The sequence below is a fragment of the Phycicoccus sp. Root101 genome, from assembly GCF_001426245.1.
GTDB lineage: Bacteria > Actinomycetota > Actinomycetes > Actinomycetales > Dermatophilaceae > Pedococcus.
Map to the genome: position 1 here is coordinate 214,777 of NZ_LMCM01000006.1, position 15,134 is coordinate 229,910.

12 protein-coding genes are annotated in these 15,134 nt (G+C 70.7%); 6 read left to right on the plus strand and 6 right to left on the minus strand.

Annotated features, from left to right (window positions below; genetic code table 11):
• Positions 1 to 6: 6 nt before the first annotated feature.
• Genes serB through glgC form a run of 3 tightly spaced genes read right to left on the minus strand, consistent with a single transcriptional unit; the run spans position 7 to position 3,321 of the window.
• Positions 7 to 1,218, minus strand: coding sequence for a phosphoserine phosphatase SerB (gene serB, locus ASC58_RS08345; protein WP_056919254.1), 1,212 nt, complete (start codon positions 1,216 to 1,218; stop codon positions 7 to 9).
• A gap of 34 nt (positions 1,219 to 1,252) precedes the next feature.
• Positions 1,253 to 2,071, minus strand: coding sequence for an LLM class F420-dependent oxidoreductase (locus ASC58_RS08350; protein WP_056918969.1), 819 nt, complete (start codon positions 2,069 to 2,071; stop codon positions 1,253 to 1,255).
• Positions 2,068 to 3,321: a glucose-1-phosphate adenylyltransferase gene (glgC, locus tag ASC58_RS08355; RefSeq protein WP_056918970.1), complete on the minus strand. Its 1,254-nt coding sequence runs from the start codon at positions 3,319 to 3,321 to the stop codon at positions 2,068 to 2,070. The genes ASC58_RS08350 and glgC overlap by 4 nt, the downstream gene beginning before the upstream one ends.
• Positions 3,322 to 3,397: 76 nt before the next feature.
• Between glgC and glgA the strand changes: the two genes are divergently transcribed.
• A complete protein-coding gene (gene glgA, locus ASC58_RS08360) occupies positions 3,398 to 4,618 on the plus strand; it encodes a glycogen synthase (protein ID WP_056918971.1) in 1,221 nt (406 codons plus the stop codon).
• A gap of 75 nt (positions 4,619 to 4,693) precedes the next feature.
• Here the strand turns inward: glgA and ASC58_RS08365 are convergent, their stop codons facing one another.
• On the minus strand, positions 4,694 to 8,812 hold the full coding sequence (locus tag ASC58_RS08365; protein ID WP_056918972.1) for a response regulator: 4,119 nt from the start codon (positions 8,810 to 8,812) through the stop codon (positions 4,694 to 4,696).
• A 616-nt stretch (positions 8,813 to 9,428) separates the two neighbouring features.
• On the minus strand, positions 9,429 to 10,196 hold the full coding sequence (locus tag ASC58_RS20945; RefSeq protein WP_082580498.1) for a hypothetical protein: 768 nt from the start codon (positions 10,194 to 10,196) through the stop codon (positions 9,429 to 9,431).
• 32 nt (positions 10,197 to 10,228) lie between these two features.
• Here ASC58_RS20945 and ASC58_RS08375 point away from each other — a divergent pair, with 32 nt between their 5' ends.
• From ASC58_RS08375 to ASC58_RS08395, 5 genes are all read left to right on the plus strand, one after another.
• Entirely contained in the window at positions 10,229 to 11,047 is an 819-nt protein-coding gene (locus ASC58_RS08375) for an ABC transporter ATP-binding protein (RefSeq protein WP_056918973.1), read from the plus strand.
• Positions 11,048 to 11,078: 31 nt separating this feature from the next.
• Positions 11,079 to 11,546 carry an NfeD family protein gene (locus tag ASC58_RS08380; RefSeq protein ID WP_056918974.1) on the plus strand — a complete coding sequence of 156 codons (468 nt, stop codon included), beginning with the start codon at positions 11,079 to 11,081 and terminating at the stop codon, positions 11,544 to 11,546.
• 3 nt (positions 11,547 to 11,549) lie between these two features.
• Positions 11,550 to 12,788 carry an SPFH domain-containing protein gene (locus tag ASC58_RS08385; RefSeq protein WP_056918975.1) on the plus strand — a complete coding sequence of 413 codons (1,239 nt, stop codon included), beginning with the start codon at positions 11,550 to 11,552 and terminating at the stop codon, positions 12,786 to 12,788.
• 71 nt (positions 12,789 to 12,859) lie between these two features.
• Positions 12,860 to 13,636 (plus strand): sulfite exporter TauE/SafE family protein, encoded by a 777-nt coding sequence (locus tag ASC58_RS08390; RefSeq protein WP_056914370.1) that lies wholly within the window; start codon positions 12,860 to 12,862, stop codon positions 13,634 to 13,636.
• A gap of 86 nt (positions 13,637 to 13,722) precedes the next feature.
• The gene (locus tag ASC58_RS08395; protein WP_056918976.1) at positions 13,723 to 14,532 is read left to right on the plus strand and encodes an RNA methyltransferase; all 810 of its coding nucleotides are present in this window, start codon (positions 13,723 to 13,725) and stop codon (positions 14,530 to 14,532) included.
• Between the two features lie 21 nt (positions 14,533 to 14,553).
• On the opposite strand, the gene ASC58_RS08400 is transcribed toward ASC58_RS08395, so the two are convergent.
• Entirely contained in the window at positions 14,554 to 15,102 is a 549-nt protein-coding gene (locus ASC58_RS08400; RefSeq protein WP_056918977.1) for a YbhB/YbcL family Raf kinase inhibitor-like protein, read from the minus strand.
• Positions 15,103 to 15,134 lie beyond the last annotated feature (32 nt).

Consider the following 15,134-nt stretch of genomic DNA (forward strand, 5'->3'; position numbering starts at 1 on the left):
TAGGAGTCAGGGGTGGGGGATCGGCGGAGCGGGGGTCGGCGTGCCGTCCGCCTCGTCCGCCTCCTCGATCTCCTCGCGGGTGATGCCGAGCAGGTAGAGCACGGCATCGAGGTACGGGACGTTGACGGCAGTGTCGGCCTGGTCGCGGACCACCGGCTTGGCGTTGAAGGCCACCCCGAGCCCGGCGGCCTCGAGCATGTCGAGGTCGTTGGCGCCGTCGCCGATCGCGACGGTGCGCGACAACGGCAGACCCTCGGCCTCGGCGAACCGGCGCAGGGCCGCCGCCTTGGCCGCCCTGTCGACGATCTCACCCACCACCTTGCCGGTGAGGACGCCGTCGCGGACCTCCAGCCGGTTCGCGTGGGCGTGGTCGATGCCGAGCTCCTTGGCCAGCTCCTCGACGATCTCGATGAACCCGCCCGAGACCACGGCGACCGTGAAGCCCAGCCGCTTCAGGGTGCGGACCAGCGTCCGGGCACCCGGGGTGAACTGGACCGCTGCACGGACGTCGTCGAGGACCGACACGGGCAGGCCCGCGAGGACCGCCACCCGCTCGCGCAGGCTCTCGCCGAAGTCGAGCTCGCCGCGCATGGCGGCCGCGGTGACCGCAGCCACCTCGGCCTCTCGTCCGGCGTGCGAGGCGAGCAGCTCGATGACCTCGTCCTGGATGAGCGTGGAGTCGACGTCCATGACGACGAGCCGGCGACCGCGGCGGGCCAGCCCGCCGGCCGCGACGGCGATGTCCAGCCCGTGCACGCTCGACTCGAGCGCGAGCTCGCGTCGGAGCCGGTCCACGTCCGCACCGGACACGTCGAACTCGACGGTCGTGACCGGATACCGGGAGAGCCTGCGTATGCGGTCGATGTTGGCGCCGTGCGAGGCGATCCGGGCGGTGATGGCTGCGACGCCGCCGGCCTTCAGGGGCGCGCCGAGGACCACGACCGCCGCACGCCCGGTGCGCCGACGACGACTGTCGCCGGTCCCCTTCTTGATCTTGACCTTGAGGTCGAGCTCGTCGCCGACGTCGTAGATCACGGTGCGGAGGCGGTCGTCCGCCTCGCCGGACTCCAGGAGCATCGCGAGGGTGAGGTGACCGCGGACGACCACCTGCTCGAGGTCGAGGACCTCGGCGCCGACCGCGGCGATCGCGTCGAAGAACGTGCTCGTGACACCCGGCCGGTCCTCGCCCGAGATGGTCACGAGGAGGGTCAGCGGCATCACGTCGGGCACGCTCGGACGATACCGACCTGTCTCAGCCCTCGACGTGCGAGTCTCGCCATGCGACCAGGTCCCGCAGGGGCCCGAGGTCGTAGGACGGGCCGCCCACACCGACAGTGAACAACCGGGTGCCGATGTCGTGGAGGGCCTGGGCGCCGGCCGCGTAGTCGGCGACGTCCTCGGGGAGGCGCCCGGGCTTGGGGGACACCCCGGCCGAACGCTCGATCTCTCCGGGGTCGCGGCCGACCGTGGCGCACCACTCGTCGAGCACGGCGTGCTTGTGCGCGACCGTCTCCGGCGTCCCGAACCCGTGCCAGATCGACGCGTGCTGCGCGACGATCTTGAGGGTCTTCTTCTCCCCACCGCCACCGATGAGCACCGGGATGTCGCGCGTCGGGGCGGGGTTCAGCTTCGCCCAGCGGTCGCGGATGAGGGGCAGGTCCCGGGCGAGGTTGTTCAGCCGGCCCCCGGCCGTCCCGAAGTCGTAGCCGTACTCGTCGTAGTCCTTCTCGAACCACCCGGAGCCGATGCCGAGGATGAGCCGGCCGTCGCTGATGTGGTCGACGGTCCGCGCCATGTCGGCGAGCAGCTGCGGGTTGCGGTAGCTGTTGCAGGTGACGAGGGCGCCGATCTCGACCCGCTCGGTCGCCTCGGCCCAGGCCCCGAGCATCGTCCAGCACTCGAAGTGCGCGCCCTCGGGGTCGCCGTACAACGGGTAGAAGTGGTCCCAGTTGAAGATGACGTCGACGCCGATCTCCTCCGCCTCGGCGGCAGCCCGCCGGATCGAGGCGTAGTCGGCGTGCTGGGGCTGGAGCTGGACACCGATGCGGATGGGGCGACCCTCGCCCGTCACTTCGTGACCTCCTGGAACTTGGCGACGACGACCAGGCCGGACTCGGTCACCATGAACCCGCGCTCCCGGTCGTGGTCGTGGTCCACCCCGATGCTCGTGTCCTCGGGCACCGTGACCCCCTTGTCGATGATCGCCTTCTTGATCACGCAGTTGCGGCCGACCTCGACGCCGTCGAGCAGCACGCTGTCGTCGATCGTCGTCCCGCTGTGGATGTGGCAGCGCGGCGACAGCACCGAGTTGGTCACGGTGGCCCCGGAGATGACGACACCCGGGGAGACGGCCGAGTTGTGCGCCTCGCCGAACTTGCCCATCGCGCCGTGGACGAGCTTCGCCGGCGGGAACGGGCCGTAGTCGGTGTAGATCGGCCAGTCGTAGTTGTAGAGGTTGAAGACGGGGTGGATGGACACGAGGTCCATGTGCGCGTCCCAGTAGGAGTCCATCGTCCCGACGTCGCGCCAATACGCCTGGTCGCGCGGCGTCGCGCCCGGGATGACGTTGTCCTTGAAGTCGTAGACGTAGCCGCGGCCCTCGTCGACGAACGCCGGGACGATGTCGCCGCCCATGTCGTGCCGGCTGCCCTCGCGGTCGTTGTCGCGGGTCACGGCGTCGATGAGGACGTCGGCGTCGAAGACGTAGTTGCCCATCGAGGCCAGCACCTCGTCGGGCGAGTCGGGCAGGCCCTTGGCGTCCTTGGGCTTCTCGAGGAACGCCCCGATCTTCTTGTGGTCGTCCGCGTCGACCTCGATGACGCCGAACTGGTCGGCCAGCGAGATCGGCTGACGGATGGCCGCGACGGTCACGCCCGCACCGGTCTCGATGTGCTGCTTGACCATCTGGGAGAAGTCCATGCGGTAGACGTGGTCGGCCCCGACCACGACGACGATGTCCGGCTTCTCGTCGTGGACGAGGTTGAGGCTCTGGAAGATCGCGTTCGCCGAGCCGAGGTACCAGTTCTTGTCGATGCGCTGCTGCGCCGGCACCGGGGCGATGTAGTTGCCCAGCATCGTCGACATGCGCCAGGTCTTGGTGACGTGACGGTCGAGGCTGTGCGACTTGTACTGCGTCAGCACGACGACCTTGAGGTAGCCGCTGTTGACGATGTTGCTCAGGGCGAAGTCGATGAGGCGGTAGATCCCCCCGAACGGCACCGCAGGTTTGGCACGGTCGGCGGTCAGCGGCATCAGCCGCTTTCCCTCACCGCCAGCCAGGACGATGGCAAGGACCTTGGGCACTCCGCGGCGGTACGGCATACCGCTGACCCTAGGGAATGCCCGCCCCTGTGGCGACCCCTGTCCGTGAACCCGTCCCGCTACTACGCTCGCCACCGTGAGAGTCGACATCCTGTCCAAGGAGTACCCGCCCAACATCTACGGCGGAGCGGGGGTCCACGTCGCCGAGCTCGTCCGGGCCCTGCGCGACCGCGGTGACATCGACACGAGGGTGCGGGCGTTCGGTGCGCCCGTGGTCGAGGAGGGCACGACCGGGTATGGCGACCTGCCGGACCTCGCTGCCGCGAACCCGGCGGTCCGGACGATGGGCGTCGACCTCGCGATGGCCGGCGACTGCGTCGGTGCCGACCTCGTGCACTCCCACACCTGGTACGCCAACTTCGCCGGCCACGTCGCCTCGCTGCTCGGGGGGATGCCGCACGTCGTGACCGCCCACAGCCTCGAGCCCATGAGGCCGTGGAAGGCCGAGCAGCTCGGCGGTGGCTACCGCCTCTCGTCCTTCATGGAGCGCACCGCCTACGAAGGCGCCGACGCGGTCATCGCCGTGAGCGAGGGCATGCGGCAGGACGTCCTGCGCAGCTACCCCGGCATCGACCCCGATCGGGTCAAGGTGGTGCACAACGGGATCGACTCCGAGCTGTGGTCGCAGCACGAGGACCTCGACGTCGTGCGGCGCCACGGCGTCGACCCGGACAAGCGCTCGGTCGTCTTCGTCGGGCGCATCACCCGGCAGAAGGGGCTCCCCTATCTCCTGCGTGCAGCCGCGCAGCTGCCCCCCGACGTGCAGCTCGTGCTGTGTGCCGGTGCGCCGGACACGCCGGAGATCCTGGCCGAGGTCGAAGGCCTCATGGACGAGCTCAAGGCCACCCGCGAAGGCGTCGTGTGGATCGCAGAGATGCTGCCGCGCGCCGAGGTGATCGCCCTCCTGTCGGCGGCAACGGTGTTCGCGTGCCCCTCGATCTACGAACCGCTCGGCATCGTCAACCTCGAGGCGATGGCGTGCGAGCTCGCCGTCGTCGCGACGGCGACCGGGGGGATCCCGGAGGTGGTGGTCCACGGTGAGACGGGCTGGCTGGTGCCGATCGAACAGCACCAGGACGGCAGCGGCATCCCGCTCGACCCGCAGAAGTTCGTCGACGACCTCGCCGCCGCCCTCACCGAGGCCGTGAGCGACCTTTCTCGCGCCGAGCAGATGGGCCTGGCCGGCCGCAAGCGTGCGGTGGAGTCCTTCTCGTGGGCCAGCATCGGCGAGCAGACGCTGCGCGTCTACGAGGACGTCCTGCGCCGCCGGATGCTGACAAACGGGCCCGACAACTGAGCGCGGTGTCCAGCCCCACGCTCCCGACATGAAGCCCTTTCTCCCGGGCGCCGGGTCACGATGGCCCTGAGGGGTTCAGGATGTCTCCGCGGGCTCATCTCCTGCCGCGGCGGTCAGGGATGTCACGGCGCGGCCGTACTCCCGCCGGATGTCGCTGAGAAGTGCCATCGAGACGGGCTGGCCAGCCATGGCGGTCGCCTCGGCTTCAGCCGCCAGCTCGGCGAGTCGGCGCGCCGCCAGGTTCCCGCTGCTTCCTCTCAGCGAGTGGCTGATCGAAGTCACCTCGTCGCCGTGGCCGGCCCGCGCCGCGGCCTCGAGCGCGTCGATGCGGGCGGCGGCCGTCTCGGCGAACGTCGCGACCAGGCTGTCGAAGAACTGCGGCCCGAGCTGGACGAGCTCCGCCAGGAGGTCAGGGTCGAGCACCTCCTCATCGGCAGCGAACTTCCCGACGGCGGGTTCGTCGGGGACCGCATTGGTCGCGTCATGACCCACCCAACGGCCCAGAGTCGCCGCCAACACGTCCGTGTGCAGCGGCTTGGAGAGGAAGTCGTCCATGCCTGCGGCCAGGCACCGCTCCCGGTCGGTATCCAGCGCCGAGGCGGTCAGCGCGATGATGGGAACACCGGCTGCCGAACGGGCTGCCCGGATCTGCTGCGTGGCGGCGAACCCGTCCATGACGGGCATCTGGCAGTCCATCAAGACCACGTCGTAGCGGCCGCCGATGACCATTTCGACCGCCTGCCGACCGTTTTCCACGACGTCCACCGTGAAGCCCAGCGAGGTCAGCATGCCGATCGCGACCTTCTGGTTGACGAGGTTGTCCTCCGCGACGAGCACATGGCCGCGTCCGGCCGCGGATGCCCGCAGCGCGGTCTCGGGGGTGTCCCGCTCACATGTGGTCAAGAGATCGAGCAGGCATTCGTACAGGGCCATCTCGCGGACCGGCTTGACGAGGTAGGCGTCGACCCCGGCCGACTTCGCCCAGGCGCGCTCGGCCCCCTCCGAGCTCGAGGTCAGCATGACCATCGGGGTGGTGGCAAGGTCGGCGTCTGCGTGCACCTCGGCGGCAACCTCGAGCCCATCCTTGCCGGGCATGTGCATGTCGAGCAGCACCAAGCTGTAGGGCTGTCCGTCCCGGACTGCCTCGCGCAGCTCCACCAGGGTCCCTCGAGGGTCGGCCAAGGATGTCGGTCGCAGCGACCACGAGGTGAGCAGCTGCTCCAGCACCTTGCGGTTGGTGGCGTTGTCGTCGACCACGAGAACGCGGGCGCCGGCGAGGTCGGCAGGCGCCGGCTTCGTCGCCGGAAGCGAGGTCGCGGCAGGTAGTGGCAGCTCGAAGAAGAAGGTCGACCCGTGCCCCAGCTCACTCTGGACGTGCAGGGAGCCCCCCATCAGCTCCACGAGCTGCCGGCTGATCGTCAGGCCCAGACCGGTCCCCCCAAAGCGGCGGGTCGTGGAGGCGTCGGCCTGCTGGAAGGCCTCGAACAGCCGCCCCTGCTGGTCCGGGCTGATGCCGATCCCCGTGTCCTGAACCGCGATGCGCACATGCGTGGGGTCGACTTCTCCGGGTGCCACCGAGACAACCACCTCCCCGCGGTCGGTGTACTTGACGGCGTTGCCGACGAGGTTGGTCAGCACCTGGCGCAGCCGGTGCGGGTCGCCGTGCGCCGCGGCGGGGACGCCTGGGTCGACGAGCACGACGAGCTCGGTTCCCCGGCCATGGGCTGCGGGTGCCATGAGGGCCGACACCTCTTCCACGAGGCGCCTCAGCTCGAAGTCCACCGCCTCGAGCTCGAGCAGGCCCGCCTCGATCTTCGAGAAGTTCAAGATGTCGTCGATGACCGTGAGCAGTGCCTCGGCTGAGCTCGCGATGGTGTCGGCGTAGTCGCGCTGCACGGGGTCCAGCGAGGTGGACCGCAGCAGGGACGTCATGCCCAGCACGCCGTTCATGGGGGTTCGGATCTCGTGGCTCATGTTCGCCACGAACTCCGATTTCAGCCGTGAGGCCTGGAGCGCGGCGTCCCGTGCTTCGGCCACCTCATTCTGCTGTCGCGTTCGCTCGCTGACGTCCCTGACAAAGGCGTTCCATGAGGGTGCTCCGGGGGTGGTGCTCTGCCACAGGGTGACCTCGGCCGGAAAGCGGTGGCCATCCGCGTGCATGGCCTCGACCTCGACTCGCCGACCCCGTTGGGGCTCCGGCTCGTCGACGACCACACCGACGACACTGGTGTGGCTGCGCAGCGCCGGTCGCGCCTCGGGCGGGATGACCAGGTCGGCCAGATCAGCACCGAGGACGGTCTCGCGGTTGTGGCCGAAGACGGTGGTGGCTGCGCTGTTCCAGGCGGTGACCCGGCCATCAGCGTCCACCGAGACGAAGGCGTCACCCGCCGCCTCGAGGACGCCGCGCAGGTGCTCCTCCCGTTCGCCGAGGACCGCCTCGGCCTCGCGTCGCCGGTTGTGAGCGCGCACGGCCAGCAGCATTCCGCCCAGCAGAACCTGTCCGAGCAGCACGGCGGCTGAGATCAACCGAGCGCTCTGGCGCCGCTGGCCCGCCAAGGCGACGTCATCGGAGATTTCCGCGACCACCGCCCAGCGCGAACCGCCGACCGGCCGGTAGGAGGAGAGGGAGGCTCCGTCCTCACCCTGCCCCTCGACAGTTCCGGAGCGGCCGGTCAGTGCGGCTGCAACCCGCCGGTCATCGGCGACCGGGAGGCCTGCGGCCTCGCTGCCAGTTCCCGCCAGCAGGTGTCCCGCCTGATCAGTGATGGTCAGACGCACACCTTGCACGTCGGCCAACTGCTCGGAGAACGCCTTGATGGCGCCCATTCGGTACCCCAACGCCACGACGCCGAGAACCCGGCCGTCCGCCGCGCGGACCGCGCGGCTGGCGCTGATCACCCGCTCGTGCGGTGGGGCTGCTCTGGTGTACGCCTCCGACACGTACGCCCTGTCCTGGTCAAGGGCGCCGCGGAAGTAGCCTCGGTGGGCGAAGCTGTGCCCCACCACCGACGTCGCGGCGGGGCGGATGGCGAGCAGGTCGCCCGCCGGGTCGAGCACCCAAGCAGCGCTGAGGTCTGGATACGCCACGTGCAGCGACTGCATCTGGAGGTTCAGCGCGGTGACATCCGGGCCACCGGGCGCCCGCAGCGCCCCCACCACGGCGGGACGGTCGGCATAGGAGGAGACCAGCGTCTCAAGGCTGCGCAGCTTCTCCCCGATGTACTGGGCGCTGACCGAGGCGGTCACCTCCATCCGGTCGCGCACCTCGGCGCGCATCGTGGCCTCGGACTGATACACCGCAACGTACGCCAGGCCCGCCAGAGGCAGCAGTGCCAGCACCATGAAGCCAGCCACGAACCGGACGGCCGACCACCGCACCGCGGCCCGGGCCGCCGCGGATGACGAGCCCTCGACGACGAGCCCGCGGACGAGCGCGAGGACCGTGATCACCACCGAGCCGATGGCGATGATGAGCACGTGATGAGCGACTCCCTTGGCGGCGTACACCACCAGCAGCACGGGCAGCGGCACCACGACCACGGCGACGGCGACCGGGCCGAATGCCCGCTGCCAGCGCCCCGATCCTCGGCGGACCTGGCGGTCCGGCAACAGCGCCGCAGCACCCACTGCGACGTAGCCCGCCAGCCAGAGGATGAACAGCGGGCCATCAGACCGGAACGAGCCGCGCAGCACCTGCACCGCGTACACGATGTCGCCGACCGCCTGCGCCACCACCCAGAGAGCGAGAAGCCAGGTGCGTGGGCCGCGGAGATCGGCGAACAGGACTCGGGCGGCAACCGCGACGAGCAGCACGTCGACGACCAGGTACGTCAGCAATGCGGAGCGCACCTCGCCGGACACTCCAGCGGTCGGCGCGGAGGGCTGCACCAGCACCCACACCAGCACCCCGAAGCCGACGCCGAGCATCCCAGCGTCCAGGACCGCGACGCGGTCGCGCCGCCGCCACCCCACCAAGGTCACCAGCCCCGCCGCCGAGACCAGGTACGACAGCACGAAGAGGGCGTCTGCACCGGCCTTGGAGGGATCAACGCCACCGATCCACCACGGGTCCAAGCGCATCCAAGCCCAGGCAGCAGCGGACAGCACGCTCCCCACGGCGAGTGCCCACCAGGCCGGTGCGCGCGCCAACCGGTGCAGGCGGGCCACCGTGGTCACGGTGGCGCCAGCGATCACCGGGACGCCTACCAACCCCACCGTCCGTACCGTCTCGGAAGGTCCGCCGAAGAAGAGAGCGCAGCAGATCAGCTGGAGGACGACGTACCCAACGAGCCAGCGGTCAGGAGCCCTGACGCCGCGCATGGACAAGCGGGCAACTCGAGGGACGTGGAGAATCATCGCTCGCCGGTGCGGCAGCCTGCAGGGAGGACATGGGCGCTACCGTCCCCGTCCCGACGCCCAGGAGCCCACGAGGGTGGGCGCCATGGCTCGCGTCGCGGAGGGGTGTGTGGCCGACCAGAGGAGCGGATGTCGGATGACCGGTGGCTGCCGTGATGCCGGTTCAAGGTGTCTGATGCAATCCGGGCCAAGCCGATCGGGCCCTCACACCGGTCCGGTAGCCGGACGGTGGTCCTCGGCCGGGCTCGTCTGAGTGGTGGACCCGGTCGCTCGCAGAACATGGAGCGAGTCTGGCGCAGGCACGCAGACCCCTGACAGCCGCGAAGCGCGGCCCCCTAGCCGATTCGCGCCGGTTGAGGCGGGGTGGCCGTCACTCGGGCGCAGGCAGGCGCCTCGGCCGAACTGAGCAGTCCTGGTGACCCACCCCTGTAACGCGTTGCCGACCGGATCGGGCTCAGGCCGGTCGCCAGCCGGCCAGCACGGCGCACGCGGCGTTCGTGGCGTCGGCCAGCGCGTGGTCGGCCGCCCGCTGCAACCTGAGCAGCAGCGAGTGCCGGGACGCTGCCGTGGCGGCGTTCAACGCCCCGTCACCGGTCTCGATGGCGACGTCGACGACGTGGCCCACCGTCCCGGCGAGGGCGATCACCTGAGCCGCTCGTCCCGGGAGCCCGCCGGGCAGGCCCCACCGCCCACCGAGCGCGGCATCGGCCATCTCCCGCGCTGCCGACCGGGCGAACGGCTGTCCGCCCAGGGCGTCGAGGTGCTCCGTGGCCACCCGCAGCTCCTCGCGCAGGTGCCGCTCGAGCTGCGACGCCTCGAGCGCCTCGATGCGGTGGCGGGGGACCGGTTCGGAGTCGTATGCGGTCCAGTCCACCCGGGTGCCCACGTCCAGCCCACCCCGGGCGTCGTCCCCGAACGACGAGATCGACGGCACCAGCATCCCGCCGAGGGCTGGGACGAACACCGCCTCCCCTCCGGCTGCGGCGGCGCCCAGGGCGTCGGCCGACGCGCGGGGGAGTCCGGCGAGGTCGCCCGGAGCGGGCAGGGAGACGAGGAGCGCCTGCTCGCCGAGGTCGCGCCATACGGACAGGCGGTCGAGGTCGCCGTCGACGTGGTCGATGTCGGGCAGTGCCCGCCGCACCGCGTCCTCCAAGGGCGAGCCGGTCGCCCACGCGTGCGTGGTCCACAGCGAAAGGCGCACGGAGGCAGGGAGTTCGGGCACCCGATCATGCTAAGCCGATAGGGTCCGGTGCCATGAGTGACGTCCTTGAGTTCGCCGGGGTGAGTGTGGTCCGCGGCCACACGACCCTTCTCGACGACCTCACGTGGGAGGTCGAGGAGGGCCAGCGCTGGGTCGTCCTCGGGCCGAACGGCGCGGGCAAGACCACGTTGCTGCAGCTGGCCTCGGGCCGGATGCACCCCACGCGCGGCGTCGCCGGCGTCCTGGGCGAGGTGCTGGGCGCCGTCGACGTCTTCGAGCTCCGACCCCGGATCGGCCTGGCCTCCGCCGCCCTGGCCGAACGCATCCCGAACGACGAGGTCGTGCACAACGTCGTCGTGACCGCCTCGTACGGCGTGGTCGGGCGGTGGCGCGAGACGTACGAGAACTTCGACCACGCCCGGGCCTTCGAGCTCCTCCAGGCCCTCGGCGCCGACCACCTCGCCGACCGGACGTACGGGACGTTGTCGGAGGGTGAGCGCAAGCGGGTGCAGATCGCGCGCGCCCTGATGACCGACCCCGAGCTGATGCTCCTCGACGAGCCCGCGGCCGGTCTCGACCTCGGCGGTCGCGAGGACCTGGTCCGCCGGCTCGGCGAGCTGGCGGGCGACGTCGACGCCCCCGCGCTGGTGCTGGTGACCCACCACGTCGAGGAGATCCCCCCGAACTTCACCGACGTGCTGCTCCTGCGCGAGGGCCGGATCGTCGCGCAGGGCCCGGTCGAGATCACCCTGACCGAGGAGAACCTGTCGGCCACCTTCGGGATGCCGCTGGAGCTGGAGCGTCGTGGGGAGCGCTGGTCGGCCCGGCTCAAGGTCGGCGCAGGAACGACTGGGGCATCTCCCTCGTCCTAGAGTTACCGCACACGAACAGAAGGGGGCACTCATGGACGTCTTCGCGGACAACCCGTGGTTGGCGTGGTTGGGGATCGCCCTGATCCTCGCGGCGATCGAGGTCGCCACGGTCGACTTCGTGTTCCTGATGCTGGCCGGCGGGGCGCTGGCCGCCTCCGCTGCCTCGGCGCTGGGAGTGCCCTTCCCGTTGCAGGTCGTCGTCGCCATCGTCGTGGCGCTGCTGCTGCTCGGGGTGGTCCGGCCCATGATCAAGAAGAAGTTCATGGTGTCCGAGGCGAGCCACGACATCGGGGCGGCGAGCATGGTCGGCCGCCACGGCCGGGTGCTCCAGACGGTCACGGCGACCGATGGTCGCGTCAAGGTGGCAGGGGAGACGTGGTCGGCTCGCACCGTCCGTGACGGTGCCACGTGCCAGCCCGGCCAAGAGGTCCGGGTTGTATCCATCGAGGGGGCCACCGTGATCGTCACCGACGACACGGCGGGTCAGAAATCGGAGTAAGTCGTGGACTTCAGTGCAGGCTTCGTTGTCCTGCTGATCCTGGTGGCGTTCGCGCTCATCGTGCTCTTCCGCACGGTGCGCATCGTCCCGCAGCAGACAGCGCTGATCATCGAACGGCTCGGTCGCTACTCACGCACCCTCGAGGGAGGCATCCACATCCTGGTGCCCTTCGTCGACAAGGTCCGCGCCAACGTCGACCTGCGTGAACAGGTCGTCTCCTTCCCGCCGCAGCCCGTCATCACGTCCGACAACCTCGTGGTCAACATCGACACGGTCATCTACTACTCCGTCATCGACGCCAAGTCGGCGGTCTACGAGATCGCCAACTTCATCCAGGGCATCGAGCAGCTCACCGTCACCACGTTGCGCAACGTCATCGGCTCGCTCGACCTCGAGCAGACGCTGACCAGCCGCGACCAGATCAACGCCCAGCTGCGCGGCGTCCTCGACGAGGCCACCGGCAAGTGGGGCATCCGCGTCAACCGCGTCGAGCTGAAGGCGATCGACCCGCCGCACTCAGTCCAGGAGTCGATGGAGAAGCAGATGAAGGCCGAGCGTGAGCGTCGTGCCCAGATCCTGTATGCCGAGGGCACCAAGCAGTCGGCCATCCTCACCGCCGAGGGCGAGAAGCAGAGCCAGATCCTGCGCGCCGAGGGTTCGGCCCAGGCCCGCATCCTCGAGGCGCAGGGCCAGGCCCGCGCCATCCAGCAGGTCTTCGACGCGATCCACCGGGGCAAGCCCACCCAGAAGCTGCTGGCCTACCAGTACCTCCAGGTGCTGCCGCAGATCGCGCGGGGCGACTCCAACAAGATGTGGATCATCCCCAGCGAGCTCACCGACGCCCTGCGCGGCATCGGTGGCGCCCTGGGTCAGGCGGACGCGCCGCGCCCGGACGACCAGGGCGACGACGGCGAGTGGGTCGACCCCGGTCCGATGCAGGACGCCTTCGACGAGACCACGCTCGAGGACCCGATGCAGGCCCTCGCCGAGGCCCGCGGGCAGGCGGGTCGGGCCAGCCGCGAGGCGACCGAGCACGCCAACCCGGTCAAGCGGGTGGCACCGCCGATCCCGCCGTCGGCCGACGCCGTGCCGGAGTTCGAGCCGCCCACGGCACCGACGACTCCGGCGGACCCGGAGCCCGCTCCACCCGCTGCTCCCACCGCGCCGCCGGCCCCGCCCACTGCTCCTCCCACCGAGCCGCCCGCGGCTCCGGAGGACGGTCCGCGCGCCCCGGGCGCCTGACCACGCGGCATACCTCGTCCGAGCGCCGCCCCCGCACACGCGGGGGCGGCGCTCGTCGTTAGGGTTCTGGGATGTCCGTTCTTGAAGCCCTCGGGATCCTGCTCGCGGGCCTCGGCGCCGGTGCCATCAACACCGTCGTCGGCTCGGGCACCCTCATCACCTTCCCGACCCTGCTGTTCTTCGGCTTCCCACCCGTGGTGGCGAACGTGTCCAACACGCTGGGCCTCGTGGCCGGCGGCATCACGGGCGTGCACGGGTACCGGCACGAGCTGAAGGGGGCCGGCCCGACCCTCAAGCGGCTGGCGCCGGCGTCGTTGGTGGGCGGGGTGATCGGGGCGGTGCTGCTGCTCGTGCTGCCACCCGAGGCGTTCACGGCGATCGTGCCGGTGCTCATCGGGCTGGGGCTGCTCCTGGTCCTCCTCGGCCCCCGGCTCAACCGTCGGGCGGCCGAGCGCCGCGAACGAGGCGTGACGGCCCAGGTCGCCTGGCACGGACCTGCCCTCGTGGCCGGTGTGCTCGTCGGTGGCATCTACGGCGGGTACTTCGGCGCCGCCCAGGGCGTCATCCTCATGGGGCTGATGAGCGCGCTGACGACCGACCCGATCCAGCGCCTCAACGGCTACAAGAACGTGCTCGCCACCATCGTCAACGCCGTCGCAGCCGTGACCTTCATGCTCGTCGCCTGGGACCAGATCAACTGGGCGGCGGCGGGACTCATCGCGATCGGGGCGTTCGCAGGAGGATGGGTCGGTGGCAAGGTCGGGCGCCGCCTGCCGCCGGTGGCGCTCCGTGGGGTCATCCTCGTCGTCGGCGTCGTGGGGATCGTCAAGATCGTCTGGTTCAGCTGAGCCCCGACCTCGTATGCCGCCGGCGGCAGCTCCCGCCGCAGGCGCCGGTGCCCGGCCGGCCTCCGTCGTGTCCTAGCCTGCTGGCCGTGCCCATCGCGATCACCACCCCCGACGACGAGCGACTCGCCGACTACGTGTCGCTCACCGACGTGGCGCTGCGGCGTCGCACCGAGCCGGAGCGGGGGCTCTACATCGCGGAGTCCGAGAAGGTCATCCGGCGGGCCCTGGCCGCGGGACACCGGCCGCGCAGCTACCTCATGGCGCAGCGTTGGCTGACCGACCTCGCGGACCTCGTCGAACGGGCCGAGGCGGACGGCGTACCCGTGTTCGTCGGCGAGCACGACGTCATCGAACAGCTCACGGGCTTCCACCTGCACCGCGGGGCACTGGCGTCGATGCAGCGGCCCGTCCTGCCCACCGTGGCCGAGGTCGTCCGCGACGCCCGCCGGGTCGTCGTCCTCGAGGACATCGTCGACCACACCAACGTGGGAGCTGTCTTCCGTTCGGCTGCCGCCCTCGGCGTCGACGCGGTGCTGGTGACCCCGCGGTGTGCGGATCCGTTGTACCGCAGGGCGATCCGGGTCTCGATGGGCACGGTCTTCCAGGTGCCGTGGACCCGGATCGACCCGTGGCCCGCCGGGATCCAGGACCTGCGTGACCTCGGGTTCACCGTGGCCACGCTGGCCCTGGCCGACGACGCAGTCAGCCTCGACGACCTGGCCGCCGACCCGCCCGAGCGCCTGGCGCTGGTCCTCGGCACGGAGGGTGACGGCCTGTCGCGGCGGACGCTCGAGGCTGCCGACCTCACGGTCACGATCCCGATGGCGGGGGGAGTCGACTCGCTCAACGTCGCGGCAGCAGGCGCGGTCGCAGCCTGGGCGCTGCGACCGCGCTGATCGAGCCGACGACGGCGGAGGTCAGCCGTTCTGGTACGTCGCCGAGACGACGCCGCGCGCCAGGGTGTGGAAGCCGGTGTTGAAGGCGGCCACGGCGGGGGACACCGAGTCGTCGATGCCGAGGTCGTCGGTGTCGAGGGCGCTCACCGCGAACAGGTACCGGTGGGCCCGGTCCCCCTCGGGCGGGGCGGCGCCGCCGAAGGCCTTCGTTCCGTAGTCGGTGGCCACCATGAAGGCTCCCTCGGGCAGGGACGCGCCACCTTCGGCGCCTGCGCCCTCCGCCAGCTCGGTGGTGTCGGCGGGGATGCCGACGACGACCCAGTGCCAGAAGCCCGACGGGGTCGGCGCGTCCGGGTCGAAGCAGGTGACGACGAACGACTTCGTGCCCTCGGGTGCCCCGCTCCAGGACAGCTGCGGCGAGGTGTTGCCGCCGCTGAAGCCCCAGTCGTCGAACACGTGCGCGTCCGGGAGCGTCCCTCCGTGCTCGAAGGAGCTGCTGCTCACGGTGAGTGCGGGCACCTGCGGGAGCAGGTCGTAGGGGTTGGGGGCGACGGGGCGCTCGAGAGTCATGCCCCGAACCTAACCCGCGCCGCGGTGCGCAA